The sequence below is a fragment of the Bacillus australimaris genome (assembly GCF_001307105.1).
Taxonomy (GTDB): domain Bacteria; phylum Bacillota; class Bacilli; order Bacillales; family Bacillaceae; genus Bacillus; species Bacillus australimaris.
This window is the reverse complement of sequence record NZ_LGYN01000026.1, coordinates 249,832-275,768: the sequence shown is the minus strand read 5'-3', so window position 1 is coordinate 275,768 and position 25,937 is coordinate 249,832. Positions and strand designations below refer to the sequence as shown.

The 25,937-nt window shown below is 41.8% G+C and carries 28 protein-coding genes; 23 read left to right on the top strand and 5 right to left on the bottom strand.

The genetic code is table 11. From position 1 onward, the window contains the following. Positions 1-18 precede the first annotated feature (18 nt). Both pyc and AKG37_RS13030 read left to right on the top strand, forming a co-directional pair. Entirely contained in the window at positions 19-3,465 is a 3,447-nt protein-coding gene (pyc, locus tag AKG37_RS13035; RefSeq protein ID WP_060699185.1) for a pyruvate carboxylase, read from the top strand. 107 nt (positions 3,466-3,572) lie between these two features. After that, positions 3,573-5,006 (top strand): cryptochrome/photolyase family protein, encoded by a 1,434-nt coding sequence (locus tag AKG37_RS13030; protein ID WP_060699184.1) that lies wholly within the window; start codon positions 3,573-3,575, stop codon positions 5,004-5,006. 40 nt (positions 5,007-5,046) lie between these two features. On the opposite strand, the gene AKG37_RS13025 is transcribed toward AKG37_RS13030, so the two are convergent. Beyond that, the gene (locus AKG37_RS13025) at positions 5,047-5,970 is read right to left on the bottom strand and encodes a COX15/CtaA family protein (protein WP_060699183.1); all 924 of its coding nucleotides are present in this window, start codon (positions 5,968-5,970) and stop codon (positions 5,047-5,049) included. A 392-nt stretch (positions 5,971-6,362) separates the two neighbouring features. Between AKG37_RS13025 and cyoE the strand changes: the two genes are divergently transcribed. From cyoE to ctaG, 6 genes are all read left to right on the top strand, one after another. Next, the gene (gene cyoE, locus AKG37_RS13020) at positions 6,363-7,280 is read left to right on the top strand and encodes a heme o synthase (RefSeq protein ID WP_060699182.1); all 918 of its coding nucleotides are present in this window, start codon (positions 6,363-6,365) and stop codon (positions 7,278-7,280) included. A gap of 278 nt (positions 7,281-7,558) precedes the next feature. Next, positions 7,559-8,626, top strand: a complete 1,068-nt coding sequence (gene coxB, locus AKG37_RS13015) for a cytochrome c oxidase subunit II (protein ID WP_060699181.1) — start codon at positions 7,559-7,561, stop codon at positions 8,624-8,626. Between the two features lie 166 nt (positions 8,627-8,792). Continuing rightward, entirely contained in the window at positions 8,793-10,664 is a 1,872-nt protein-coding gene (gene ctaD, locus AKG37_RS13010) for a cytochrome c oxidase subunit I (protein ID WP_060699180.1), read from the top strand. Continuing rightward, positions 10,664-11,284 carry a cytochrome c oxidase subunit III gene (gene ctaE, locus AKG37_RS13005; protein WP_060699179.1) on the top strand — a complete coding sequence of 207 codons (621 nt, stop codon included), beginning with the start codon at positions 10,664-10,666 and terminating at the stop codon, positions 11,282-11,284. The genes ctaD and ctaE overlap by 1 nt, the downstream gene beginning before the upstream one ends. Positions 11,285-11,286: 2 nt before the next feature. Continuing rightward, positions 11,287-11,616 (top strand): cytochrome c oxidase subunit IVB, encoded by a 330-nt coding sequence (gene ctaF, locus AKG37_RS13000; RefSeq protein WP_060699178.1) that lies wholly within the window; start codon positions 11,287-11,289, stop codon positions 11,614-11,616. Between the two features lie 30 nt (positions 11,617-11,646). After that, positions 11,647-12,525 carry a cytochrome c oxidase assembly factor CtaG gene (ctaG, locus tag AKG37_RS12995; protein ID WP_060699177.1) on the top strand — a complete coding sequence of 293 codons (879 nt, stop codon included), beginning with the start codon at positions 11,647-11,649 and terminating at the stop codon, positions 12,523-12,525. Positions 12,526-12,595: 70 nt separating this feature from the next. Here the strand turns inward: ctaG and AKG37_RS12990 are convergent, their stop codons facing one another. Beyond that, positions 12,596-12,961 carry a YugN family protein gene (locus tag AKG37_RS12990; protein ID WP_060699176.1) on the bottom strand — a complete coding sequence of 122 codons (366 nt, stop codon included), beginning with the start codon at positions 12,959-12,961 and terminating at the stop codon, positions 12,596-12,598. A gap of 161 nt (positions 12,962-13,122) precedes the next feature. Between AKG37_RS12990 and AKG37_RS12985 the strand changes: the two genes are divergently transcribed. The 9 genes from AKG37_RS12985 (at position 13,123) to coaD (ending at position 18,185) form a co-directional block, all read left to right on the top strand. Next, positions 13,123-13,545, top strand: coding sequence for a CBS domain-containing protein (locus AKG37_RS12985; RefSeq protein ID WP_060699381.1), 423 nt, complete (start codon positions 13,123-13,125; stop codon positions 13,543-13,545). Positions 13,546-13,668: 123 nt separating this feature from the next. Then, a complete protein-coding gene (locus tag AKG37_RS12980) occupies positions 13,669-14,712 on the top strand; it encodes a CAP domain-containing protein (protein ID WP_060699175.1) in 1,044 nt (347 codons plus the stop codon). A 110-nt stretch (positions 14,713-14,822) separates the two neighbouring features. Then, entirely contained in the window at positions 14,823-15,236 is a 414-nt protein-coding gene (locus AKG37_RS12975) for a YlbD family protein (protein ID WP_060699174.1), read from the top strand. Positions 15,237-15,255: 19 nt separating this feature from the next. Further along, positions 15,256-15,504, top strand: a complete 249-nt coding sequence (locus AKG37_RS12970; protein ID WP_060699173.1) for a YlbE-like family protein — start codon at positions 15,256-15,258, stop codon at positions 15,502-15,504. 72 nt (positions 15,505-15,576) lie between these two features. Further along, entirely contained in the window at positions 15,577-15,984 is a 408-nt protein-coding gene (locus AKG37_RS12965; protein ID WP_060699172.1) for a hypothetical protein, read from the top strand. A 57-nt stretch (positions 15,985-16,041) separates the two neighbouring features. After that, entirely contained in the window at positions 16,042-16,491 is a 450-nt protein-coding gene (ricF, locus tag AKG37_RS12960) for a regulatory iron-sulfur-containing complex subunit RicF (protein ID WP_007499807.1), read from the top strand. A 65-nt stretch (positions 16,492-16,556) separates the two neighbouring features. After that, positions 16,557-16,829, top strand: coding sequence for a YlbG family protein (locus AKG37_RS12955; RefSeq protein ID WP_003212137.1), 273 nt, complete (start codon positions 16,557-16,559; stop codon positions 16,827-16,829). A 283-nt stretch (positions 16,830-17,112) separates the two neighbouring features. Beyond that, the gene (gene rsmD, locus AKG37_RS12950; protein WP_420805465.1) at positions 17,113-17,700 is read left to right on the top strand and encodes a 16S rRNA (guanine(966)-N(2))-methyltransferase RsmD; all 588 of its coding nucleotides are present in this window, start codon (positions 17,113-17,115) and stop codon (positions 17,698-17,700) included. A gap of 2 nt (positions 17,701-17,702) precedes the next feature. After that, complete coding sequence (coaD, locus tag AKG37_RS12945; RefSeq protein WP_060699170.1) at positions 17,703-18,185, top strand: pantetheine-phosphate adenylyltransferase; 483 nt, start codon at positions 17,703-17,705, stop codon at positions 18,183-18,185. Positions 18,186-18,198: 13 nt separating this feature from the next. On the opposite strand, the gene ylbJ is transcribed toward coaD, so the two are convergent. Next, positions 18,199-19,407 carry a sporulation integral membrane protein YlbJ gene (ylbJ, locus tag AKG37_RS12940; protein ID WP_060699169.1) on the bottom strand — a complete coding sequence of 403 codons (1,209 nt, stop codon included), beginning with the start codon at positions 19,405-19,407 and terminating at the stop codon, positions 18,199-18,201. A 156-nt stretch (positions 19,408-19,563) separates the two neighbouring features. Between ylbJ and AKG37_RS12935 the strand changes: the two genes are divergently transcribed. Both AKG37_RS12935 and AKG37_RS12930 read left to right on the top strand, forming a co-directional pair. Beyond that, positions 19,564-20,343, top strand: coding sequence for a patatin-like phospholipase family protein (locus AKG37_RS12935; protein ID WP_060699168.1), 780 nt, complete (start codon positions 19,564-19,566; stop codon positions 20,341-20,343). A 4-nt stretch (positions 20,344-20,347) separates the two neighbouring features. Next, a complete protein-coding gene (locus tag AKG37_RS12930) occupies positions 20,348-21,376 on the top strand; it encodes a SepM family pheromone-processing serine protease (RefSeq protein ID WP_060699167.1) in 1,029 nt (342 codons plus the stop codon). 36 nt (positions 21,377-21,412) lie between these two features. On the opposite strand, the gene AKG37_RS12925 is transcribed toward AKG37_RS12930, so the two are convergent. Continuing rightward, a complete protein-coding gene (locus tag AKG37_RS12925; RefSeq protein ID WP_060699380.1) occupies positions 21,413-22,660 on the bottom strand; it encodes a nucleotidyltransferase in 1,248 nt (415 codons plus the stop codon). Between the two features lie 206 nt (positions 22,661-22,866). On the opposite strand from AKG37_RS12925, the gene AKG37_RS12920 reads away from it, so the two are divergent. The 3 genes from AKG37_RS12920 (at position 22,867) to gerR (ending at position 24,258) form a co-directional block, all read left to right on the top strand. Further along, on the top strand, positions 22,867-23,385 hold the full coding sequence (locus AKG37_RS12920) for a YceD family protein (protein ID WP_019743276.1): 519 nt from the start codon (positions 22,867-22,869) through the stop codon (positions 23,383-23,385). A 21-nt stretch (positions 23,386-23,406) separates the two neighbouring features. After that, positions 23,407-23,580 (top strand): 50S ribosomal protein L32, encoded by a 174-nt coding sequence (gene rpmF / locus AKG37_RS12915; protein WP_008354700.1) that lies wholly within the window; start codon positions 23,407-23,409, stop codon positions 23,578-23,580. A gap of 138 nt (positions 23,581-23,718) precedes the next feature. Next, on the top strand, positions 23,719-24,258 hold the full coding sequence (gene gerR, locus AKG37_RS12910) for a sporulation-specific transcriptional regulator GerR (protein WP_060699166.1): 540 nt from the start codon (positions 23,719-23,721) through the stop codon (positions 24,256-24,258). Positions 24,259-24,304: 46 nt separating this feature from the next. Here gerR and AKG37_RS12905 read toward each other — a convergent pair whose 3' ends face one another. Then, a complete protein-coding gene (locus AKG37_RS12905) occupies positions 24,305-24,784 on the bottom strand; it encodes an N-acetyltransferase (RefSeq protein WP_060699165.1) in 480 nt (159 codons plus the stop codon). 211 nt (positions 24,785-24,995) lie between these two features. Here AKG37_RS12905 and AKG37_RS12900 point away from each other — a divergent pair, with 211 nt between their 5' ends. Further along, positions 24,996-25,895, top strand: a complete 900-nt coding sequence (locus AKG37_RS12900; RefSeq protein ID WP_060699164.1) for a 2-dehydropantoate 2-reductase — start codon at positions 24,996-24,998, stop codon at positions 25,893-25,895. Positions 25,896-25,937: the final 42 nt, after the last annotated feature.

Here is a 25,937-nt window from a genome sequence, read left to right as displayed (position 1 = left end):
GGATATGGAGGAGTGAGAATGTCACAGAGAACAATTCAAAAGGTTCTAGTTGCAAACAGAGGGGAAATTGCTATCAGAGTCTTCAGGGCCTGTACGGAGCTCAATTTACGGACAGTGGCCATTTATTCCAAAGAAGACTCGGGCTCATATCATCGCTATAAAGCAGATGAAGCATATCTAGTTGGAGAAGGGAAAAAACCGATTGATGCCTACCTTGATATCGAGGGGATCATCGAAATTGCAAAACGAAATGACGTGGATGCGATTCATCCAGGCTACGGATTTTTATCCGAAAACATTCATTTTGCAAGACGATGCGAAGAGGAAGGCATTCAATTTATCGGTCCAACTTCCCAGCATTTAGATATGTTTGGAGATAAAGTAAAAGCGAGAGATGAAGCGAAAAAAGCTGGGATTCCAGTCATTCCAGGAAGTGACGGACCCGTTGATTCGGTCAGAGAAGTCGAAAAATTCGGTGAAGAATACGGTTACCCGTTTATTATTAAAGCTTCACTTGGCGGCGGCGGCCGAGGTATGCGGATTGTCAGATCGAAAGAGGAGCTGAAGGAAGCCTATGACCGTGCGAAGTCAGAGGCAAAAGCTGCTTTTGGAAATGACGAAGTATACGTTGAAAAACTGATTGAAAATCCGAAGCATATTGAAGTGCAGGTGATTGGTGACAATCACGGCAATATCATTCATTTATATGAGCGTGACTGTTCTGTTCAGAGGCGTCACCAAAAGGTAATTGAAGTGGCACCGAGTGTGTCTCTGACAGATCAATTGCGAGAAGACATTTGCGAAGCGGCTGTTCAGCTGGCTCAGAATGTATCGTATATCAATGCTGGGACTGTCGAATTTCTTGTAGCGAATGGTGAGTTTTATTTTATTGAAGTCAATCCAAGGGTTCAGGTAGAACACACGATCACAGAAATGATCACAGGTGTCGATATCGTCCAAACCCAGATTCTTGTCGCGAAGGGTCATAACCTTCACAGCAAGGAAGTCGGTATACCAAAACAAGAAGATATCTTTACACATGGCTTTGCCATTCAATCAAGGGTAACAACAGAAGATCCTTTGAATGACTTTATGCCAGACACAGGAAAAATTATGGCCTACCGCTCTGGTGGGGGATTTGGTGTACGCCTTGATACAGGGAACAGTTTCCAAGGTGCTGTTATTACACCTTATTACGATTCACTATTGGTCAAGCTGTCTACATGGGCGCTCACATTTGATCAAGCGGCTGCTAAAATGGTCCGGAATTTACAAGAATTCAGGATTCGCGGGATTAAAACAAACATCCCGTTTCTTGAAAACGTGGCAAAGCATGAGAAGTTTTTAAAAGGGGAATACGATACGTCGTTTATCGATTCAACGCCAGAGCTATTTAATTTCCCTAAGCAAAAAGACCGCGGAACGAAAATGCTTACTTATATTGGTAACGTTACCATTAATGGGTTCCCTGGTATTGCGGAGAAAAAGAAGCCTCATTTTGACAAGCCGAACGTACCGAAGCTGCCTATTCATCAAGAGATTCCATCCGGCACAAAACAATTGTTAGACACGCATGGGCCAGAGGGGCTTACCAATTGGGTAAAAGAACAAAGCAGTGTGCTTTTAACAGATACAACCTTTAGAGATGCGCATCAGTCTCTGCTTGCGACACGTTTCAGAACAAATGATTTAAAGAAAGTTGCCCAGCCGACAGCAGGTTTATGGCCAGAGCTGTTTAGTATGGAGATGTGGGGCGGTGCTACATTTGATGTGGCGTACCGATTCTTAAAAGAAGATCCTTGGGAACGATTGAAAGAGCTTCGTCAAGAAGTGCCAAATACGTTGTTCCAAATGCTATTAAGATCATCAAATGCAGTTGGATATACAAACTATGCGGATAATGTGATTAAAGCATTTGTAAAGGAATCAGCTGAGGCAGGCATTGACGTGTTCCGTATTTTCGATAGCTTAAACTGGGTTAAAGGCATGACGCTTGCCATTGATTCCGTTCGTGAATCAGGCAAAGTGGCCGAGGCGGCTATTTGTTATACAGGAGATATTCTTGATCCATCTCGTCCAAAATATGATCTTCAATACTATGTCTCTCTTGCGAAGGAACTTGAATCTGCGGGTGCACATATTTTAGGTATTAAAGATATGGCGGGGTTATTAAAACCACAGGCAGCTTACGAACTAGTATCTGCTTTAAAAGATGAGCTTACGATTCCTATCCATCTTCATACGCATGACACGAGTGGAAACGGGCTGTTCACCTATGCTAGAGCGATTGATGCAGGCGTTGATATTGTGGATGTTGCTGTCAGCTCTATGGCAGGGCTCACATCGCAGCCAAGTGCAAGTTCACTATACTACGCTTTAGACGGGCATGAAAGAAAGCCGGACATGAATGTCCAATCTGTGGAACGCCTTTCTCAATACTGGGATTCCGTCAGAAAATACTACCATGAGTTCGAAAGCGGCATGAATTCGCCTCATACAGAAATTTATGAGCATGAAATGCCTGGCGGTCAATATAGTAACTTGCAGCAGCAGGCGAAAGGTGTCGGTCTTAGCGAGCGCTGGAATGAAGTAAAAGAAATGTACAGACGTGTGAATGACATGTTTGGTGATATTGTAAAGGTGACACCATCATCTAAAGTGGTTGGAGATATGGCACTTTATATGGTGCAAAATGATCTAACAGAAGAAGATGTCTATGAAAAAGGAGCAACACTAGACTTCCCAGATTCTGTTGTGGAATTATTTAAAGGCTATTTAGGCCAGCCGCATGGCGGATTCCCAGAAAAGCTGCAAAAGCTGATTTTAAAAGGGGAAGAGCCACTTACTGTCAGACCTGGTGAGAAGCTGGAACCGGTGAACTTTGAAGATATTAAGCAGCAGTTCAAAGAATCTCATGATCTGACGTTAACAGAGCAAGACGCGATTGCGTATGCCTTATATCCAAAAGTCTTTTCTGAATTTGTCCAAACAGCAGAAAGCTATGGTGATATTTCTGTTCTTGATACACCAACGTTCTTCTACGGGATGAGACTTGGTGAAGAGATCGAGGTAGAAATCGAGAAAGGGAAAACCCTTATTGTCAAACTCGTATCTATTGGAGAACCGAATCCAGATGCCACTAGAGTTCTATACTTTGAGCTAAATGGCCAGCCGCGTGAAGTGGTGATTAAGGATGAAAGCATCAAATCCTCTGTTCAAGAAAAAATGAAGGCGGACCGCTCGAATCCAAATCACATTGCCGCATCAATGCCAGGTACTGTTATTAAAGTGCTCGTGGAAAAAGGGCAGAAAATTTCGCAAGGTGAGCATTTAATGATCAATGAAGCCATGAAAATGGAAACGACTGTACAAGCACCATTCTCTGCAGTTGTAGAAGAAATTCATGTGACGAGTGGGGAAGCGATTCAAACTGGTGATCTGCTCATCGTCTTAAAGCCTGAATAATAAGTGATAAGTGAGACACATCCATCGTGATGTGTCTTTTTTTTGAGCGCATTAAAATGTGCAGCAGCCTGCGGGAGTGATTACACTATAGAGTGAGGTGAAGAACGTTGGAAATTGTTGTGATTTGGTTTCGCCGGGATATGCGATTAGATGATCATATCGCCTTATCAAAGGCGGTCACATATGCAAAAAAACACGAGTACAAATTATTTGCTCTTTATCATCTAGATCCATTTTTTACTGAAATGGACCTGGATTTAAATAACGAACATTTCTTTCAAAACCTGGCGCATTTCGTCAAGAAAGCAAGAGAAGCTCAATTGTATGTTCATCTTTTCCATGATGATGTGCTTCGTGCCTTTCAGCAAATCATCAATGTGTATGACATCAAGGCTGTCTTTTTTAATGAAGATCAAGTGGGAATTGGTCAAAGGCGTGACCGTCGCGTAACCAAATTTTTAGAAAAGAAGGGCATTCATGTGTCAAAGTGGCAAGATACACACCTTCACGGGGCGCAAGATATTTTAAAAGCGGACGGTTCTCATTATCAAGTGTTTACTCCATACTATCAATCATGGCGTAAACAGGAGAAGCAGCCTGTCATAAAAGTTGACAGATCATTTATGAACAGCAAACATAACATTTGTGATGAGTCGCTTTCTGAACTTGGAGATGAAAAACTAAGAGAGATCATAAAGAGATGCTCAAGGAAATTTGATCAAATTGGCTCATCCAAAGCGATGAGCACTTTACACACCTTTATTCAAGAAAGACTCACACGCTACCAGGAGAAACGGGATATTCCATCAGTCTTTGGCACGAGCAAACTGTCACGTTTCTTAAAGACTGGAACAATCTCTATCCGAACAGTTTTTCATGCGCTACATGAGGAGGAGCTTTATGAAGATGAAGGCAGGGAAACCTTTGTCAAAGAACTGGCGTGGCGTGATTTTTACCATATGATATATGCGCATTATCCTGAGATGAAAGATAAAGAAATCAATTTGGCGTTTCAAGGGATGAAATGGAATGAAGATGAAGCGCTTTTTGACGCTTGGTGTAAAGGAGAGACAGGCTTTCCGCTCGTTGACGCCGGAATGAGGCAGTTAAATGAAGAAGGATGGATGCATAACCGTCTAAGAATGGTTACCGCCTCATTTTTAACAAAGGATTATTTGATTGATTGGAGAAAGGGAGAGGCGTATTTTGCGAAAAAGCTTGTAGATTATGATGAGGCTTCGAATATCGGGGGATTTCAGTGGGCGGCCTCTGTCGGGACAGATGCCGTGCCGTATTTCCGTATTTTTAACCCCACAACCCAGTCGAAGCGATTTGATCCTAGCGGGGAATATATAAGAAGATATGTACCAGAGCTAAAGCATATCGATGAAAAATGGATTCATGAACCAAGTAAAATGCCAATAGATGAACAGCTGAAATCCGGGTGTGTGTTAGGGGATACATACCCACTGCCTACCGTAGACCATCAAGAAAGACGCAATTTAGCGATTTCGTTATTTGAAGAAGCAAAACAACAATAAAAGAAATCCCCCTTTCCATTAGGAAGGGGGAGTCAAATTCTTATCTAAATGGCTCTTTGCTTTCGTATTTAAACCGGGCAATGAGTAAGCAGAAGTAGCATAGTACCCCAAACAAACAAGAAATAAAGAATGAATGAGCCAGCGCGTAACCAAGTGCAAGCTGAGAATAAACAGACATCACACCTGAAATGGCTTGAAGTGTAATCAGAATGGCTGAAATGATCCACCCATAATACAGCTGCTTCTGTTCTTTATAATGTTTCATGGCATGGAACATGGCGACAAATATCCAGACGAATAAAAGCAGTGCTGCTGCTCGGTGAGACATTTGAACCCACTGATTAAAATACGTTGGAAGTGCACCGTCTTTTGAACAAAACGGGAAGACAGAGCAAGCAAGACTTGATTTTGTATGTCTCACATAAGCACCTGTATACACCACGATATACGTATACGTAATCAACCCATAAATATGAAACTGCATTCTTTTACCGATATGGAGTGGCTTCACAAGCTTTGTTTCAGATCTGGTTGCTTCAAATACAAGAAGAGCAAGCAGTAACACTGAAGCGAAAGAAATGAGTGAAATACCGAAGTGCAGTGCCATCACAAGTGCGTTAGAACCAAATACAACGGCAAGAGCTCCTAACAGCGCTTGAAGCAGTAAAAATATAATGGACATGATGACCAAAAATTTGGTTTCACGGAATACTGGACTAATTTTTTTCCAGCATAAGACCGCCAGTGCCAGAACAAGAATAGTGGAAATCCCTGTTGACATGCGGTGACTCCATTCGATGATGGAAGCAGGGTTCATTTCAGGGAAGAAACGACCGTGGCATAGGGGCCACTGTCTTCCGCAGCCAAGACCCGATCCGGTTTTCGTAACAAGCGCACCGCCAATCAAAACGATCAGCATCACAAACGTTGTGATGACGCTTAACAGCCTTAAAGCAAATTTCATCAAATTATTTCACCTTCTCTAAAAAACTTCTGATCTAAATGAAAGCCTCACATGCTCTCAAGTTTAAGCCAAATGCGTGTTCTGTTGCAATTATAATGACCAAAATTCACAAAAAAATGATATGTTAGTTCACAAAGTTTACAGATTTAGAGTGCTTGATCTTTCTGTGACAGTCTGATAGAAATAGAGGAGAGAATATTTCATTTTGCACGACCTTCTGAAACACACATACATCCTAATAAATTCACGAAACGTTCACAAATAACTTCAAGTTTGTCGTTTATTATTTAATAGGATGTTTTTTTACAGCTGTTTATCTTGTATGATAGAGTTGTAATGATTTTACGTGTCATTCGTTCGTTTGAAGGTTTGGGCAAGGGAGGTTATACACATTGGCAAATTCCAAAACAGCCGCGGAAGCAGCTATTCATGGACAAATAGAAGAAACAACAGCTTGGAAAGATTTTCTTGCTCTCATTAAAATGGGCATCGTCAATTCCAATTTCATTACGACATTTACTGGAATGTGGCTTGCTTTTTATTTTACAGGTATGAGTTTCCTTGGAAATCTTGATATTGTGCTGTTAACAATGATTGGTTCTTCTCTTATTATTGCCGGTTCATGCGCCATTAATAATGCGTTTGACCGTGATATTGATATATTAATGGAAAGAACAAAAACAAGACCGACGGTTACGGGTAAAATTCAGCCGGGGCAAGCGTATGCATTTGGCATTTTGCTTGTTGTATTAGGACTCATTATGCTTCTGATGACAACCATTACATCAGCAGTAATTGGATTTATTGGAGTCTTTACTTATGCGGTTCTTTACACCATGTGGTCTAAACGTCATTACACCATCAATACAGTCATTGGAAGTGTATCTGGTGCGGTTCCGCCATTAATCGGCTGGACAGCTGTTACAGGTACAATCGACACAACGGCTTGGGTTTTGTTTATGATTATGTTCATTTGGCAAATCCCGCACTTCCTGTCACTTGCAATTAGAAAAACAGAAGATTACCGCAAGGCAGGCATTCCGATGCTGCCAGTCGTTTACGGCTTTGAAGTGACTAAGCGCCAAATCATTATTTGGACAGCATGTCTTCTTCCACTTCCATTTTTCTTAGGTGGATTAGGATGGCCGATTGTCGCACTTGGCACATTGCTTAATATAGGATGGCTCGTTATTGGCCTGATGGGCTTTAAAATGAAAGACGTTATGAAGTGGTCAACACTCATGTTCGTTTATTCATTAAATTACTTAACCATCTTTTTCGTAGCAATGATTATTATTACACTATTCTAGAGTGAAATACACTTTGATCACATCAAACAATGGCTATATCTTATAACACAACATTTTCTAACAACTATGAAAGCCGCCTGATATTCAGTTCTATTTAGGCGGCTTTCTGTTTATACATAGATGGTATTTTGAGTAAAAACATCATTTTTTTATGAAAAGAGGAAATGTAAGTGCTTTTATAAGAGGCGGGGGTTATTGATGGGTAAGAAGTGTTTTTATAAATAAGAGGTAAAAAGCGAAAGGCAAAGGAGATCAAGCAAAAGGGGTTGGGATAAATTATGATAAGAAAATGGCGTGTTTATTCACTGTTTCTCTTACTGACGCTCGTTTTGGCGGGCTGTGGTGAACCATACTTATCAACACTCAAGCCAGTTGGGGAAGTAGCAGATAAACAATTTTTCCTAACGGTGCTGAGTACACTCATTATGGTTCTTGTCGTCATTGTTGTATCGATCATTTTCTTTTACGTCATCATTAAATTCAAACGTTCTAAAGTGGGAGAAGATACGATTCCAAAGCAGGTGGAGGGAAACCGCAACCTTGAAATTACGTGGACAGCGATTCCGATTCTTCTACTCATTATTCTCGTTGTACCTGTTGTGGCATACACGCTTGAATTAGGGGATACAAGCGCTATGGATAAGAAAAAACGAGATCCTGAAAAGACACTTGTTGTTAATGTAAGAGCCAGCTTATATTGGTGGGAATTTGAATACCCTGATTATGGGATTGTCACAAGTCAGGAATTGATCGTACCAACAGATCAAAAGGTGTATTTTAAGCTGAAAGCATCCGATGTTAAACACTCCTTCTGGGTTCCATCGGCTGGCGGTAAAATTGATACAAACACAGATAATGAGAACAAATTTTATTTAACTTTTGACTCGAAACGAACGAAAGATGCAGGGGATTATTTCTACGGGAAATGTGCAGAGCTTTGCGGGCCATCACATGCTTTAATGGACTTTAAAGTTAAAACGCTTTCTCAAGATGAGTTCTTAGGGTGGACGAAAAAAATGGCTGATTACAAGAAGCCTGCAACCACAAAAGATCTTGCCTTAGAGGGTGAAAAATTATTTAAAGAGAAAAACTGCTTGAGCTGTCACGCAGTAGAGCCTGGCGATGAACGGCCGGAAGCGGCAAGGACAGCACCAAACCTTGCGACCTTCGGAGAGCGAACGAAAGTAGCTGGAATTAAAGACATGAATAAAGAAAATGTGAAAGCATGGCTGAAAGATCCAGAAAGCTTTAAACCAGGGAATAAGATGACAGGAACGTACCCTAAATTAAATGACTCAGAAGCAGATGCACTTTACGAGTATTTAAAAGGTCTTAAAATCGAGTAACGTCTAGAGCAAATATTTGAAGAGGGTATGAGAAGTTTTGTTAAGAGCTCCCGAATATGTCTCTACAACCGAGAAATCGTCATCTGTCAGACACAGTCTGTTTAAAGGATCGTTAAGATAGACATCTAAATGAAAAGGGGCAAATGGGAGATAAGAGGGGGATTTCATGGTGAGTACAATAGCTAAAAAGCGGGGGTTTGGCGCTGTCTTATGGGATTACTTGACAACGGTTGACCACAAAAAAATTGCCATATTATATTTAGTGGCAGGGGGATTTTTCTTTTTGGTTGGCGGTCTAGAAGCGATGTTTATTCGTATTCAGCTAGCCATCCCTGAAAATGATTTTGTGGGTGCAGGGGTTTACAATGAAATCATGACGATGCATGGAACGACAATGATTTTCCTTGCAGCTATGCCGCTTTTATTTGCATTAATGAATGCGGTTGTACCAATACAAATTGGTGCACGTGACGTAGCATTTCCGTTTGTGAATTCACTTGGTTTTTGGTTATTCTTTTTCGGAGGAATTTTCTTAAACCTTGGATGGTTTATGGGCGGAGCACCTGATGCAGGCTGGACTGCATATGCCTCGTTGACGTTGAATTCAGAAGGACATGGCATGGATTTCTATATTTTAGGTTTGCAGATTGCGGGTATTGGTACGCTGATTGCCGGGATCAACTTTCTTGCAACGATTATTAATATGCGAACGCCTGGTATGACGTATATGAGAATGCCGCTCTTTACTTGGACGACATTTGTCGCCTCCGCACTTATTTTATTCGCATTCCCACCGCTGACAGCAGGGCTTGCGATGCTGATGCTTGATAGAATGTTTGATACGAGCTTTTTCAATCCAGAGCTTGGAGGAAACACAATCATTTGGGAGCATTTGTTCTGGATTTTCGGACACCCGGAAGTATATATCTTGATTTTGCCGGCATTCGGAATCTTCTCTGAGATCATTCCAGTGTTTGCGAGAAAAAGATTGTTTGGCTACTCGTCCATGGTGTTCGCTACTGTTTTGATTGGTTTCCTTGGATTCATGGTGTGGGCGCATCACATGTTCACAACAGGACTTGGGCCGATCGCCAATGCGATCTTTGCCGTAGCTACTATGGCAATTGCGGTACCAACAGGAATTAAAGTATTCAACTGGCTGCTCACGATATGGGGCGGTAATGTGAAGTTTACAACGCCGATGCTGTATTCCGTTGCCTTTATTCCGTCGTTCTTACTTGGCGGGGTAACTGGAGTCATGCTTGCAGCAGCTGCAGCAGATTATCAGTTCCATGATACGTATTTTGTTGTGGCGCATTTCCATTACGTCATTATCGGCGGGGTTGTGTTTGGTATTTTAGCAGGCGTGCATTACTGGTGGCCGAAGATGTTTGGAAAAATACTAAATGAGAGGCTTGGGAAAATTGGCTTTGTGCTGTTTTTCATCGGTTTCCATTTAACCTTCTTTATCCAGCATTTCCTCGGTCTATGGGGCATGCCGCGCCGAGTCTTTACGTTCCTGCCAGGGCAGGGTCTTGAGCTCGGGAACTTGATCAGTACGATAGGGGCACTGTTTATGTTTGTAGCGGTTGTGATCATGCTGATTAACGTCATCTGGACAACTGCAAAAGGGGAGCGTGTCTCAAGCGATCCTTGGGGAGATGGAAGAACACTTGAATGGGCAGTGTCTTCACCTCCGCCAGAATACAACTTTAAACAGCTTCCGCTTGTCAGAGGATTAGATCCATTATGGATTGAAAAAATGGATGGTAAAAAAGGAATGACAGCATCTGAACCGCTCGATGATATTCACATGCCGAATAACTCCATCTTGCCTGTCATTATCTCATTCGGTCTATTTGTGTCAGCGTTTGGCTTTATGTATCGTCAAGAGCACAGCTGGGGGCTGCCGGTGATCTTCATTGGGCTTGGCATTACGTTTGCGACCATGCTGGTTCGGTCTCTTAAAGACGATCATGGATACCATATTCACAAAGAAGATTTGACCGATGACGATGATAAAGGGGTGAAAGCATAATGGAACCACAAAAAATGACAGCGGAAACCTTTCCTGCTTCTCCTGAGAAGGCCACGTTAGAAGGAAAGAATAAGTTTGTCGGGTTCTGGCTGTTTCTTGGAGGAGAAACCGTTCTGTTTGCATCGCTTTTTGCCACTTATTTGGCGCTGAAAAATTCGAATGCAGGCGGAGCAAAAACAACTGACATGTTTGACATTACACTTGTCTTTATTGCCACAATGCTTCTGCTGACGAGCAGTTTAACGAGTGTGTATGCAATGTATCATATGAAAAACTTTGCCTTTAAAAAGATGCAGCTTTGGCTCGGCGTGACCGTTCTATTAGGAGCTGGATTTTTAGGGGTTGAAATTTATGAGTTTTATCATTATGTGCATGCGTATGAATTTACGATTACCAGCTCAGCTCTTGGTTCTTCTTTCTATACACTTGTAGGAACTCACGGGGCTCACGTTGCCTTCGGACTTTGCTGGATTACCGCTCTTATGATTCGAAATATGAGACGCGGACTCGATTTATACAATGCACCTAAATATTATGTGGCAAGTTTATATTGGCACTTCATTGATGTTGTGTGGGTCTTCATCTTTACCGTTGTATATTTAATGGGAATGGTGGGATAAGAATGGGAAATAAAAACACAAATCAGTCCAAAGTCGATCTTGTATATCGTAAAAAGAAAAATGCCGAAGAAATGAAGCATCAGCTCATTTCTTTCGGCTTGATGATTGGATTAACATTTGTTGCGTTTTTGACGATCGCCTCTGATGACGTGGGAAATTGGTTCGCAGTACCATTTATTTTACTGCTTGCAGGCATTCAGGTGGCTTTTCAGCTTTATTATTTTATGCACATGAACCAAAAAGGGCATGAAACACCCGCTTTGTTTCTATACTCAGGTGTGTTTGTTGCGTTTATTACCGTATTAGCCTTTTTGACCATTATATGGTGGTAAGCCCGCTTTGCCCTTGAAGGAGGCGCAGCAATGGAGAACTTAGAAATATTCGGATTTCGGGCATTATGGAGCCCTTACTATTTAACTTGTATTGTCATAGCAGCTGCTCTTTATCTGCTTCTTGTGACAAAGGGAAAGCACCGCGCGACGGTGAAAGAGAAAACGTTATTTCTAACAGGGCTTGCTCTGTTATATGCTGTGAAAGGAAGCCCAATTGATTTGATGGGGCATATTATGTTTAGTGCACATATGGCGCAGATGGCGGTGCTATATTTAGTGATACCGCCTCTCCTTATTACAGGATTGCCTGCGGCCATTTGGGAGCGGATCATTCAAACGCCGGGTATTCAAGCAGTTTTTCGTTTGTTTTCCAAGCCTTTGATTGCACTTCTTGGTTTTAACGGATTGTTTTCGCTGTATCACATTCCGCTTGTTTTTGATTTTGTGAAAACAGATCCGTTTTACCATGCGTTGATGACGGTTGTTATTTTTATCGCTGCCTTTTTCATGTGGTGGCCACTCGTCCATAAAGTCCAAAGTCAGCCACAGATCACAGGCATTTTGAAGCTTGGATATATCATGGCAGACGGGATATTGATGACACCTGCATGTGCACTCATCATGTTTAGTGAGGCTCCGATCTATGCAACCTATTCTGACGCCGGCGCATGGATACAAGCACTGCATTTATGTGTGCCAAGTGATATGCTTTCAGGTCTTGCGCTCACTGGCCCTGATATGTTCCACACGCTGCCGCTGCTAGAGGACCAGCAGTTAGGCGCCATTTTGATGAAAATTATTCAGGAGATTGTGTACGGCTCTATTCTTGCTGTTGTCTTTTTCGACTGGGCAAGAAAAGAAAGAGCGAAAGATGCCGTTCCAGATGCGCTTATTCCGAAATATGATTAAAAAAGCACAGCCATATGGCTGTGCTTTCTTCGTATATTTCATGTAGTCCGTCTATCATAGCCCTTTTATTTTACGCTTCAGCAGTCATTGATTCTAGTTTTTCCTTCAGTCGTTCAAGCGTTTTTTTGCTTGATTGGATGAGAGACTTAGGGAATTCTTCACCTTCGCCGTATTCAACACCATGTGGATAATAGTGTTTTCCAAGTAATGGTGTTAGAAGCTGGATGTGTGCCTTTTTGGAACCGACATCTCCTTCAGTGGCGTAACCAGAAATCCTTAAATAAAAGGTCCCCTCTACCATGCTGTACTTTCTGTCATACGTTACACGCTCATAATCCCATTGATCGGCTCGTACAAATCCTTCACTTTCCATAATGAAATCTAATTTATTTAAGTCAGCCGATACCTTTTCAATCCCCGTACCTTCAAACTTCACCCAAAACCCCTCCTTATAAAAATTCCCTTTACTGACAATCATAGTATGAAAGCGTTAAACTTTCAACTGCGAAAGGTATGTTCTTTTACAAGCTGGTTACAGTAATAAAGAAAATAACAGATGGAGGAATCAACGTGAAAACGAAAAAAATCAAAGATATTATGACAAAAAAAGTAGTGACATGCCAACAGGGCGACAATACGTATGAAGCTGCAATCAAAATGAGAGATGCAGACATTGGTGCCATTCCAGTAGTCGACGGCGATCAGCTCGTTGGAATAGTGACAGACCGTGACCTTGTCCTCAGAGGCATCGCGGAAAAAAAGCCAAACTCACAGGAAGTAGGTTCGCTCATGACGAAGGAAGTCCTGACTGCTGAAGAAGATGCAACGCTTGAAGAAATTGTCCGGCTCATGTCAGAGCATCAGCTCCGCCGCATTCCTGTTGTGAAAAACGGCTCATTAACTGGGATTGTTGCTCTTGGAGATTTATCAGTCGAAGATTTATCAAACGACCGTGCGGGGGATGCGCTGACAGAAATCTCTCAACAGGATCAAGATCATGGACAAGGATTTCTCCATTAAAGAGGGGCATATTTTAAATTCGTGTTAAATAGGCTGTATTGTCGTTGATAAATGGAGCAAGTTTTGTTTAAATGACAGTAGAAGGTACTTTTTGTACCTTGCCAATTTAACGGAGGTGTTTATTTGAAAACTGTGCTCAAAACACTCCTCATCCTCCTGATTATATCTGGAACGTACGTTCTGTTTATTCAATATGGATCTTCACCAGAAAAGGAAAACAGCAATGAACCGAAGGTGTCTAATGAAGAAACATCTAGCGATAAGCCGATCAACATCCCTAAAAAGGGGCTCATGTCCTTTATGGGGAAATCTTCAAACGAAGTGCTTAAACAGCTGGGAGAACCAGATCGCATTGATCCTTCCGCATATGATTATGACTGGTGGATTTACAACCAATCGAAGAAGCACTATATTCAAGTAGGGGTAAAGGATAGTAAAGTGGTGACCATGTTTGCAACAGGAGACGGACTGAATGTTGAACCGTTTAAGATCGGTCAAGCCACGAGTGAAGTATTTAAAAAAACACAAATTGCGCCTTACATTCATGTAGAGGATGAACAAAATTCATACCGCTTTGAATTCTCAGAAGATGATATGAATACAAGACCCACGGTGAAAGTGGGAGATGATGTGTATGTCCAGCTTTACATGGATAAGTTTGAAAGCACCCTTTCAAGTATCAGGGCCTTCAATGCAGACACTTTTGTGAAACAAAAGCCGTATGAGGTGGTCTATCGAGGTCAATTGATAGAACCTGAGGCGATATCGGGTGAAAAATGGAAGGATATCGAAGCCTCCAGTCAAAAACAAATTTTTGATATGACCAATATTATCCGCCATAAGTACAACCTGCCGATCTTAAAGTGGGATGATGAAACCTCTGAAGTGGCTTTTATGCATAGTGAGGACATGAAAGAGAATCATTATTTCTCCCATGAATCTAAAAAATATGGCACACTGAAAGACCGGTTAGAAAGAGGCGAGGTGGACTTTCAGCTCGCAGGTGAAAACATTGCATATAACTATGTAGATGGACCTGCAGCGGTAGAAGGCTGGCTCAATAGTGAAGGTCACAGGAAGGCGTTATTAAATAAAGATTACACGCACCTTGGTGTAGGAGTAAAAGAAAAATATTACACCCAAAATTTCATCAAGAAAACATCTTAAACGAAAGCAGCTGTTTAGTCGCAGCTGTTTTTTTGATGTTTAAAAAGAGGCTCACCAAAACAGATGCTGGTGTATATAGTATAGTAGGCATTTGTATGGGGGGTGAGGATATGACAAACAAGCAAAAACAAACATCCATTGATGAATTTAAACAGTTCGTCAGACGCCATCCGAAGTTAATTCAAGAAGTGCAAGCGCAAGAAAAAAGCTGGCAAAGTGTATACGAGAATTGGGTTATGTTTGGTGAGGAAGATGAGATGTGGTCACCTTATCGGCAAACAAAATCTGAAGACGCTAAAGAAGAGAAAGCCTCTAAGCCAAGTGAAGCAGGAAAAGCAGATTTTATGTCTAAAATGGTTTCCGCTGTGAAAAAAATGGACGCTGATCAAATGAATGAACAAATTAATAAAATGAGCCAGTCCATTTCCTCTTTACAAAGCTTACTCGGCCAATTTTCAACTAATGGCTCAAAGAAAGGTTCATCTGGAGGCAGTCAGCACCCATTCTCCTTCAGGAAAGATTAAGTGAAAGGGGATGCTTTTGGTGCGAAAAGAAGTACAGGAGTTTGTCATGGCCGAAGAGGATCGGGTTAAATTCATAAGACAGCGTCCTCTCTGGTACAGACAGCTGACTCGACATCCTGAAAATCTATCGTCCTTTGAATTAGATAAAATGAATTTTTACGAAAAAACCATTCCTCATCGTGTGAGTCAGTTGAGCAATAGCGTCCAAATGGCTGAAATGATGATCCAAATGTTCCAAGCAATGCGCAATCAAAATGGAGCCGGGTAAGGCTTTTTTGAGTTGATTAAGATGTCTATTTCCTGAGCATCCTATAAGAGTAGATGAAAGGAGAATCAGATGATGAAATGGATGCTGTCAATATGCGCATTGCTTTTTCTTGTTACAGGGTGTCAAAGTCAACATGAAGAGCAGCAAGTGAAGAAGCAAGACCCAGCAGTACCAGTCATGCAGCAAGCCCAAAGCGAAATGAAGCAGCAAGGCTTTTTGAAATACAAAGTGCAGGGATCGTCTGTCTATATAGAAAGTACACTTCAAGATTTTCATCTTCAGGCAGAACGTTTAAAAAAGAACGAGAAGGCGGGATATTTTACAGTGTATGTAGACGGGAAACGTGCCGGTAATGAGTATACTGCGGCATTTGTGGTCAAGCACCTTTCAAAAGGAAAGCATAAAATGACCGTTGTGCTGAATTCACGTCATCCAGAATATAAACAGAAAAGAGAAACATGGGATGTATTTGTCACGTAAAAGCATTTTCTGATCCATAGGTTTCGTGGTAAACTATGAATTGGAGGTGCATCATTTATGTATGCGACAATCGAATCTGTGGAGCTCCAAGAGGAAGCAAATCAATTGGCTGCCATGATTCTTCAGTCGGAGGAGGCTGAACATTACCGCAACTGCTTTAAGCGTCTCCAGCAAGACGAAGAAGCCCAACAAATTATTGCCCATTTTACAAAAGTAAAAGAGCAATATGAGGATGTGCAGCGGTTCGGCAAGTATCATCCGGACTATAGAACGATCTCAAAGGAAATGCGTGAGGTCAAAAGAAAGCTAGATCTTCACGATACAGTGGTTGATTTCAAAAAAGCAGAAACAGCGATTCAATCCATCTTAGATGAGATTAGTATTGAAATCGGTCAAGCTGTATCAGCATATATTAAAGTTCCAACAGGGAACCCATATTTTGATGGTCTATCATCATGCGGTGGTGGCTGTGGATCAGGTGGCAGCTGCGGCTGTAAAGTATCTTGACGAGACTTGAATGTCTCGTCTTTTACATAATGAATGAAAAGAATTGAAAAGCGGCAGGTGAAAAGATGGAAACCAAACGTCAAGGGATGGTTGTTTGGCTGCATTCGTTAAAGCAGTCAAAAGCGCTAAGAAAATTTGGGAATGTTCACTACATTTCAAGAAAAATGAAATATGCGGTGATCTATTGTGATATGAATGATCTTGAGCGTCATATGGCTAAGCTCAGCTCATTACCATTTGTGAAACGTGTTGAGCCTTCCTATAAGCCTTTTATTAAATTAGAGTACGAATCCAAATTGGACAAAGCAAAAGAGTACGATTATAAGGTGGGCTTTTAAAGACACAAAAAAATCCCCGCGGCATCACCCGCGGGGTCCTTCTATTCTTAATGATTCATTAAGGAGAAGGCAAAGGGAGAGGAGAAACCGGAGGAAGAACTTATGGGGAAACGTAAGTCTTCTCCGCGGTTGGCAACAGCACCACATCAGATGCTGTTATAAGTAGTATGACCCCGGATTTCTTGATCTATACATAAAAAATGAATGAATATCCGCGCATTGTTCCTTGGGGAGTGATGTGGTAAGATAATGTTGAATTTTTTGTCATAAACGATGATAAATAATAGAAGCAAGCAGAAAAAGTGGTGGAAAAATGAGAGTCATCTCTGGAACGAGAAAAGGCCGCACACTTAAAGCGGTACCAGGTCAATCAACAAGACCGACGACAGACAAAGTAAAAGAATCGATATTTAATATGATCGGCCCGTATTTTGACGGCGGATGGGCCCTTGATTTATTTGCGGGAAGCGGTGGTTTAGGAATTGAAGCGCTTTCCAGAGGGTTCGATCATTGCATATTCGTTGATCGAGATATGAAGGCGATACAGACGATTAAAGGAAACCTTAATCAATTGTCGCTAATGGATCAAAGTGAAGTGTTTCGAAATGAAGCAAAGCGTGCACTATCAGCTGTTGTGAAACGGGAGGAATCCTTTCAAGCCATTTTCCTTGATCCGCCATATAAAGATCAACAACTGAAAGCACTTCTTGAAATGATAGATGAGCACGCCTTGTTAACAGATGACGGTGTGATCGTGTGTGAGCATGATAAAGACGTCAAGCTCCCAGAGCAAGCAGGTCAGCTTCACATATCAAGACAGGAACTGTACGGGTTGACTGGTATTACGATCTATAGAAAGCGGGGAAATTAAGCATGGGGAACATAGCCGTTTGTCCGGGTAGCTTCGATCCAGTCACATTGGGGCATTTGGATATCATCAAAAGAGGTGCAAAGATTTTTGATGAAGTGTACGTATGTGTATTAAACAACTCATCCAAAAAACCGTTATTTACTGTTGAAGAGCGGTGTGAGCTTATTCGCCAAGCGACAAAGGATCTGCCAAATATTAAAGTGGAATCCTTTCACGGCCTGCTTGTTGATTATGCGAAGCAAAAAGAAGCCAAAGTCATTTTGCGCGGACTAAGAGCTGTGACGGACTTTGAGTATGAGATGCAAGGCACATCAATGAACAAAGTGCTAGACGATGAAATTGAAACATTTTTTATGATGACCAACAATCAATATTCCTTCTTAAGCTCCAGCATTGTCAAAGAAGTAGCGAAATACCATGGATCAGTCAAAGATCTTGTACCAAAAGAGGTAGAAGCAGCGCTGAAGGAAAAATTTAATGGATGAGTGCCTGGTGCACTCATCCATTTTTTAATTTCCGATAGTATAGCGCGATGTACACAATCAAGCTACAAAGCGTCATCAAAGGACCGGCTGTCACAAGCTGATTCCAAAGCATGCTGCTGAACATGACGACCTGCTGGCTTGCTTCAAAGGCGCCTGCTGGGAGAGCCATGTCTGATCGAGAGACATAAAGAGGCTTGAATAATAAAAAGGCAAAAACAGCTGCATAAATCCCGTGAAGCAGACGGGCGAAGAAAAACGGTTTAAAGCGGATATCTGTTGCTGCCAAAATCCCAGCGACCTGGGCTTGAACAGAGAACCCGCTGAATCCTAAAATAAAGCTGACGACAATCGTTTTGGCGAGAAGAGTGACTTCCTGTGACCCTGTCATCTGACTTCCTAATGTGATTTCAAATAAACCGGCAATCATGGCAAGGTCTAATTCTGGTGGAAGATGCATTGTTTTCAGCATATAGCTGAGCCCTATGGATAAGAGGTCTGTCACATGGACAACTGACAGCATTTTGCTAAACACAGAAAATAAGATAATAAAGCCGCCAATCATAAAGAGAGTTTGAACTGATGACATCACCGCATCACTTAAAATTTGGCCGAGCGGTCTTTTCTCTGCAAGTCTTGCTTTATGAAGGGCGCTGAATGCCTCTTTAAATGGTGGAAATATCAATCTCTGGCGGTTTCTCAGGTCTGCATCATGCCGTGCTTTATATCCCCGCATCGTAACACCAACAGCGAGATTCCCTAAATAATGTGCGCTGGCCAAAACGATCCCTAAAGCTGGGTGATGAAAAAACCCAACAGCTACCGCACCGAAAATAAACAATGGATTCGATGAATTTGTAAAGGAAACGAGGCGCTCTGCTTCAATTCTTGTCAGCTGTCCTTCCTGCCTGAGCCTTGTCGTTAATTTTGCACCAGAAGGAAAGCCTGAAGCCATTCCCATCGCTAGTACAAATCCGCCTACTCCAGGCACCCTGAAGATGGGGCGCATAAATGGCTCTAATAATACCCCGACAAATCGGACAATCCCGAAACTAATTAATAGCTCGGACAAAATAAAAAAAGGAAGCAATGATGGAAATACAACCTCCCACCACATTGCAAGTCCATTTTTAGACGCTTGCAAAGAGGCTTGTGGATGTGTAATCACAGTGGCTGTTAAAAAAATAAAAAAAGCAGCGATGAACAGAGTGTTCCATTTTTTCATGGAGATTTCGCCCCTTGCCGTTATGATCTATTGGCGAGCTCGTGAATGGAGAAAAAGAAACTAGCCGAGCCTGTCTTCTATTACTATACGAGCAGTAGGGGCATGTTTAGACCTATAGATTCGTATATATGCATAGAAAGAGGAGGGTGGATTTTCATGAAGCGACCGATCATTGGGCTTGCGTTAGGCTCCGGGGGTGCGAGGGGAATGGCGCATATCGGGGTTTTGTCTAGTCTTGAGAAACAAGGAATACATGTAGATATGATCGCCGGAAGCAGTATTGGCGCACTTGTAGGGAGCTTTTATGCGGCAGGACAAGACGTAGAAAAAATGAAAAAACTTGCACTTGTCTTCAGAAGAAAGTATTATGCTGACTATACACTGCCAAAAATCGGTCTTTTAAAAGGAAATCGAATTTTGCAGCTGATTCACACGTTTACATATGGGAAAAAATTCGAGGAATTAAGAATGCCCCTTGCGGTTGTTGCCTGTGACCTCGAGACAGGGGAGAAGGTTGTGTTTAAAAAAGGATCTGTCTCACAAGCAGTCAGAGCAAGCATTAGCATTCCAGGCGTGTTTGTTCCTCACGAAATGGGCGGCAGGCAGCTAGTGGATGGAGCGGTTGTTGACCGCATTCCTGTGTCCGTTTTAAAAGAAATGGGCGCAGACCTCATTATCGCCTCAGATGTATCAAGGGTGAAAAAAACAGAAAAGGCGACGAGATTATCGGATGTGATTATGCAAAGTTTGGACATTCTTCAAAATGAATTGGTGCGTCATCAAACCATTCACGCAGATCTCATGATTCGGCCGAAGCTTGAAACATTTAGTTCTAGTTCGTTCACGCAGGTGCAGGAGATGATAGAAGCTGGTGAGCTCGCCGCTGATCAACTAACAGGTAAACTGAAAGATGTCATTGATAAATGGGAGTGTTAATCGAATGAAAAAATTGAATATTCGCTGGCTTAGCTTTTTTGTAGTTGTCCTAGTATTATTTGGCTTAACCTTTGTCAAACTGCCGTATTACGTGACAAAGCCTGGGGATGCAACAGAGATTGCTCCTCATATTCAAGTGGACGGAGGATATGGCGAGAAGGGCAGCTTCTCTCTTATGACGATTAAAGTAGGTCCAGCCAACCCGTATACGTATTTGCTTGCGAAAATGAATAAGTATGACGAAATCGTCCCGGAAGAAAATATTAAAGCGGACGGAGAGTCGGATGAAGATTATATGAAAAGGCAGCTTCAGCTGATGAAAAGCTCTCAAGAAAATGCCATGATAGCCGCGTATACAAAAGCGGGTAAAAAAGTAGATTATACGTTTAATGGGGTATATGCGAGCTACGTCATGAAAGGCATGCCTGCTTACGGAAAAATCGAAGTGGGCGACCGGATTAAAAGCGTTGATGGCAAGACCTATGATTCTGCTGATAAAATGGTTTCGTATATCAGCAGTCAAAAAGCAGGTACATCTGTCCGTTTTGTCCTTGAACGAAACGGCAAGGATATTACGCAGAAAGTGACGTTAAAACCTTTTAAAGAAGAACCGAAGCGAGTCGGCATTGGCGTTTCATTATTTACAGACCGTAATGTGAAAGTCTCACCTTCCATTAAGGTAGATATTGAAAATATCGGCGGCCCGTCGGCAGGTTTAATGATGTCACTTGAAATTTATAATCAGTTGACAAAAGAAGACGAAACACACGGCTATGCAATTGCGGGAACTGGAACAATTGATGCGGACGGTACGGTTGGGCCAATTGGCGGAATAGATCAAAAGGTCGTTGCAGCTGATAAGGCTGGAAAAGATATCTTCTTTGCACCAAACGATAAAGGTGATCCAAATTCAGACTACAAAAATGCTGTTAAAACAGCGAAAGATATTAAAAGTGATATGAAAATCGTACCTGTGGACACAATGCAGGACGCACTGAACTATTTAAACAAGTTAAAAGAGAAAGCATCTTAATTAAAAAAGAGCAGCCTTTATCAAGGCTGCTCTTTTTTATCGAGATTGGAAGAGACCCGTCTCTTCATCGTAGCGGATCGGGGAGGTTTTAAACTCTGCTTCCGTTAACTCTGTTTGCATGGGTTCACTGATGGGAAGACTGAAGACACGGGAAGCGCGAATATCAAGATCAAGGGCAGGGTGTGATAAGGAAGACAGCTTGCTGACGAGTGGTACGTCTAATTCTTTTTTGACAAGAGATAAGTATTGCTGTCCTTTTTTTGACATGCCAAGTAAACGAATGTAGGGTGCTTGCTTCTCTTTCAGCAGCTCATGCATGTCATTTTTCTTCACCCTCATTAAAAGGTGCGTATTCATCCGCTGCAGCCTTGTCCATGTATATCGTTTTGTTTTCACAAGTGATAGATATTCCTCGTAGGAGGATGCATGCGTGATCGCCTTTTGCATGCGGTGTTCGATGCCTTCTTCGATTTCATAGATGCCTTTTAGTTCTGCTGTATCCATGGTGTGAAACACATGTTTTAAGAAACTAAAATAGTCTTCTTGCGTATGTAAAAGATCATAAGAAGAATGATAGTCATGTAATTGCTTAAGTGAAGCTTCCGGGAGATAAGAGGTGACTGTTTCAAATGAACCGTGCTCTTTTAACGCTTTCCGTATGCTTGTTGCGCTTGCAATTTTTTGATGTTCAGGAAGCTCTTGATCATGATAGCCAGATGCAATTCTTTGAGAGGTAAAGGGCTCTATATGAGGAGATCTCTCTAAGATGGCTTTGACATAATGAAAACCTAGAATGTTATTCGGCTTAGACAAATCCAGTAAGTGTGTGGGATCAATGACCTCTTGAAACGCAGCGGCAGCGGCTGCTGGATAACTAAGGCCTTCTTTCACCTTTTCTTTTGTGAAAAGGTCAATTTCTTCTTTTTTTTCAAGCCAAGCGTGGGCTGTTCGCTCAAATGCTTTGATGTCCCCATTCTCACTGCCGAAAAAAAGAGAGCGGCATTTCAAAGCATCTAGAATGGATACTGCGCCGTTTGCAAAGGTTTCTGCCTTTTGCACCGCGTATATGTATGGAAGCTCACATACGATGTCTACACCGTTTTGCAATGCCATTTTTGTTCGTGCCCATTTTGAGACGATTGCAGGCTCTCCGCGCTGGAGGAAGGAACCGCTCATGACGGCAATCGCAACATCTGAGGAGGTATGTGTTTTAGCCTGACGAACATGATAGGCATGTCCATAATGAAATGGATTGTACTCGACAACGACTCCTGTTGCTTTCAATAGATGTTCCGCCTTTCTTGCTATGGTTAAATGGTCTATGCTACAGTAGCATAAGGGAAAAATGAAGCCCATTTTTTTCAGTGTAGGCATTCCATGAACTGATGTCAAACAACGCTCTGACATCACAAAGGACTGTAAAGAAAAAATATTGACAAATAACATGATGAAAGCTATAATCATGTTTGTTGCTCTTAGAGGTGATACAATTGAAATGGACAGTTTATCAGTTACATCAAAAAGCTAAAAACAGCTTCGATTTTCATGAGACGGTTGACTTAAATGAACTTACTAGCCTTCATTCAGATATACGTCGCATTTCACCAGTAGAGGTGAAAGGGACTGGAGTGATCGAATCAAAGCAAGTCGCATTTGATTTAACCATCACAGGTGAAATGACATTGCCTTGTTCAAGAACGCTTGTTGATGTAAATTATCCATTTGCGATTTCAACGAAAGAACTATTTGTACTTCATAAGACAGACGATATAGAAGATGAAGACGTATCTGTTGTAGAAGACGATATCATCGACTTAACGCCTATAGTCAAGGAAGAAATTCTTCTTGAAGTGCCGATGCAAATCTTTTGCGACCAAACAGACGTAAAAGGTGCTGCACCGCAGGAAGGGAATGACTGGGCGGTCATTTCGGAAGATGCACATCAAAACCGAATTGATCCGCGTCTGGAAGGCTTGAAGAAGCTCTTAGAAGAAAATAATGAATCTTAACTCTTTAAGGAGGTGGGAATAATGGCTGTACCTTTTAGAAGAACTTCTAAAATGAAAAAAAGATTGCGTCGTACGCATTTCAAACTACAAGTACCTGGTATGGTAGCTTGCCCAGAATGCGGTGAAATGAAAATTTCTCATCGTGTCTGCAAATCTTGCGGAACATACAAAGGCAAAGACGTAAAAAGCAACTAATGCTTGATAAAAAAGCGTAAGGGAATCCTCCCTTGCGTTTTTTTATTTGTCTATTTTTTAGGTTTCTCTCCTGCAAATAGTCTATCTACTCTAGTAAGCGCATATGATGTGGTATTCAGATTCAGGGGGGATGATCAATTGACGATTACAAGGCAGGACGCATGGACACAAGATGAAGATTTACTATTAGCAGAAGTCGTCTTAAGGCACATTCGAGATGGGGGAACGCAGCTTTCCGCATTTGAAGAAGTCGGGAAAGCATTATCAAGAACGGCTGCAGCATGTGGATTCAGGTGGAACTCATATGTCAGAAAACAATATCAGGCAGGCATTGAACTGGCGAAAAAACAGCGGAAAGAACTACGCCAAAAGATCGGTATTCATTCCTCAGGTTTACCGCAGCATGCGTTAACCATAGAAGAGAAGACATCTTCAGATCAGGCTGAATTGACTCTTCGAGAAGTGATTCAGTTTCTAGAACAGCTTGAAAAAGAACCAGCTGGTCCTGCTTATTTACGTGAGGAACTGGCGGATGCAAAGCATCAATTGAAGTCACTCACAGAAGAAAATGAGCACCTGAAGCGGCAATTAAAAATGACAGAAGAAGATTACCGGGCCCTCATTGGGATTGTTGAAAGAGTCAAACAGAATATCAGCTTAAAAGAATATGCTAAATAATAAAACGCCCCTCACAGAGAAAGGAGGGGCGTTTTGTCATCATCCATTAAGCGGATTCACCTGTATTCTTTTGAATATGGGCGGGCTCCCAGATGAGTGGATTTTCACCTTTATCGCGTTCCATATCATATTTTACCGCCTCAAAGCCCATTTTATCCCAAAAGCCGGCGGATTTGACGCGTGGATTGGTTCGGATAGGCAATCCGAAAGATTTGGCGAATTCAACAAGTGCTTCGCCGTACCCTTTGCGCTGATAACCAGGAAGCACTTCCAGTTTCCACAGCTCTAAATAATCATGATTGTGGTCAAAATACGTAGTCGTCGAGCCGTCCACTTGATAAAGGCTCATACGTGCAACCAGCTTATCTCCAAAATAAATCCCGTAAAATGGAGAGTTGCTGTCATTTTCAATCATATTGCTTTCAAGGTCTTCAAGCATGGATAGTTCTTGTATACCATATTCCTTAAATTGTTTAAATTCCTCTAAAGTTTTGTAATTGATTAAAAGTCGTTTTACTTGTGCCATATGATCTTCCCCCTTACACACATAATGTCGACAGTGATGTCATTGAAGGCGTTTTCATCCCATCCGCCTCAAAAAAGTTTTTACACTTATTATTATAGTTTTTAAATTAAAAAAATTCAATCTTGGCGCGCCACCTGCTTTTTGCATCACAGCATGAAACTGTTAGAATAGTTGATATGATGAAGTAAACAGAAAAAGGGAAGTGCGGCAGTTGAACATTGGAATCATTGGCGGTGGTGCGATTGGTCTGCTTTGTGCTAGTTATTTATCACAGCATCATAACGTCACAGTCTTTACAAAAAGAAACGAACAGGCAGAGGAGATTAATACAACAGGAATTAAGCGTACGGTAAAAGGAGAGACATGCCGGGCGGCAGCCCATGCACAGACAGGGATCACAGGAATATTTGATCTGCTCATTGTGACGGTGAAATATCACCATTTGCAAGAGGTGCTTGATGAACTATCAACATTACCTCGTCAACGAATCTTATTTTTACAGAACGGCATGGCCCACTTATTAGATTTAGAAAACTGGAAAACAGCGCATTCATTATATATTGGTGTCGTAGAGCACGGGGCTATGAAGGTATCAGATCATGCAGTGGATCATACAGGGATTGGTGTGATCAAGTGGGGAGCGTTTCATCATGAGGATACAGCTGATATGAGGAAGCTTTTGAAGGAAGTGCCGGCCGATTTTCAGATGATTTATACGGATGAATGGCAAAAGGTGCTGGAGGAAAAACTGCTAGTCAATGTCTGCATTAATCCACTAACGGCTTTATTACATGTGAAAAATGGGGAATTAATCACAAACCCCTCATATGAATACATGATGAAATGTGCATGTGAAGAAGCGTTGTCCATCCTAGGCTTGCCTGAAAAAGAGCGGCTCTGGTCCCACATAGTCTCAATTTGTCAGAAAACGGCCGCTAATCAATCGTCGATGCTTCAAGATATCGTCAAAGGCCGCCAAACCGAAAGAAAAGCCATCGTTGGCTATCTGTTAAAAAAAGCTCAAGCCCAAGAGATTCTTGCGCCACATCTTACTTTCTTCAATCGAAGCTTGGAAGTATTGGAAAAAAAGCAAACAAAATCTTTTGAGTGAGCTCATTTACATGCTATACTTTTTTCGGGAAACTAACTATTT

Bases quoted from the DNA above. Each gene is read 5' to 3' on its own strand.
- ctaG (WP_060699177.1), top strand. From the start codon at position 11,647: ATGGAGAACTTAGAAATATTCGGATTTCGGGCATTATGGAGCCCTTAC.
- ctaD (WP_060699180.1), top strand. From the start codon at position 8,793: ATGGTGAGTACAATAGCTAAAAAGCGGGGGTTTGGCGCTGTCTTATGG.
- pyc (WP_060699185.1), top strand. From the start codon at position 19: ATGTCACAGAGAACAATTCAAAAGGTTCTAGTTGCAAACAGAGGGGAA.
- AKG37_RS12935 (WP_060699168.1), top strand. From the start codon at position 19,564: ATGAAGCGACCGATCATTGGGCTTGCGTTAGGCTCCGGGGGTGCGAGG.
- ricF (WP_007499807.1), top strand. From the start codon at position 16,042: ATGTATGCGACAATCGAATCTGTGGAGCTCCAAGAGGAAGCAAATCAA.
- AKG37_RS12930 (WP_060699167.1), top strand. From the start codon at position 20,348: ATGAAAAAATTGAATATTCGCTGGCTTAGCTTTTTTGTAGTTGTCCTA.
- coxB (WP_060699181.1), top strand. From the start codon at position 7,559: ATGATAAGAAAATGGCGTGTTTATTCACTGTTTCTCTTACTGACGCTC.
- AKG37_RS12985 (WP_060699381.1), top strand. From the start codon at position 13,123: ATGACAAAAAAAGTAGTGACATGCCAACAGGGCGACAATACGTATGAA.
- ctaF (WP_060699178.1), top strand. From the start codon at position 11,287: ATGGGAAATAAAAACACAAATCAGTCCAAAGTCGATCTTGTATATCGT.
- ylbJ (WP_060699169.1), bottom strand. From the start codon at position 19,407: ATGAAAAAATGGAACACTCTGTTCATCGCTGCTTTTTTTATTTTTTTA.
- AKG37_RS12905 (WP_060699165.1), bottom strand. From the start codon at position 24,784: ATGGCACAAGTAAAACGACTTTTAATCAATTACAAAACTTTAGAGGAA.
- AKG37_RS12975 (WP_060699174.1), top strand. From the start codon at position 14,823: ATGACAAACAAGCAAAAACAAACATCCATTGATGAATTTAAACAGTTC.
- rpmF (WP_008354700.1), top strand. From the start codon at position 23,407: ATGGCTGTACCTTTTAGAAGAACTTCTAAAATGAAAAAAAGATTGCGT.
- ctaE (WP_060699179.1), top strand. From the start codon at position 10,664: ATGGAACCACAAAAAATGACAGCGGAAACCTTTCCTGCTTCTCCTGAG.
- coaD (WP_060699170.1), top strand. From the start codon at position 17,703: ATGGGGAACATAGCCGTTTGTCCGGGTAGCTTCGATCCAGTCACATTG.
- AKG37_RS13025 (WP_060699183.1), bottom strand. From the start codon at position 5,970: ATGAAATTTGCTTTAAGGCTGTTAAGCGTCATCACAACGTTTGTGATG.
- AKG37_RS12965 (WP_060699172.1), top strand. From the start codon at position 15,577: ATGAAATGGATGCTGTCAATATGCGCATTGCTTTTTCTTGTTACAGGG.
- AKG37_RS12955 (WP_003212137.1), top strand. From the start codon at position 16,557: ATGGAAACCAAACGTCAAGGGATGGTTGTTTGGCTGCATTCGTTAAAG.